General features: G+C 60.9%; 1 protein-coding gene. It reads left to right on the forward strand.

Annotated elements, in window-relative coordinates; genetic code table 11:
- The coding region (locus B4920_RS27335; protein ID WP_216820114.1) for a Wadjet anti-phage system protein JetD domain-containing protein at positions 1–248 on the forward strand (248 nt) is incomplete at both ends.

The raw sequence follows: 248 nt of genomic DNA on the forward strand, positions 1-248 counted from the left end.
AAGAGTCTGCTGGATCAGCTGCTACCAGAGCAGGCGATTGACCCGACCGTGACCAGCTTGCGCGATCACGGCTTCGAACGGCGCTTTGGCCTGCGCTACGAGGAGCCGCAGGTCCGCTTTCGTCTACTTGACCCGCAACTGGCGGCCGAGTTTGCCGGGGCCAGCGACATCACCTTGACGGTGCGCGACTTCGCCAAGCTGGACCTGCTGGTGGATCGGGTTTTTATTACCGAGAACAAGATCAACGG

Origin of the sequence: Zoogloea sp. LCSB751 (assembly GCF_002028455.1) — a bacterium.
Taxonomy (GTDB): Bacteria; Pseudomonadota; Gammaproteobacteria; order Burkholderiales; family Rhodocyclaceae; genus Zoogloea.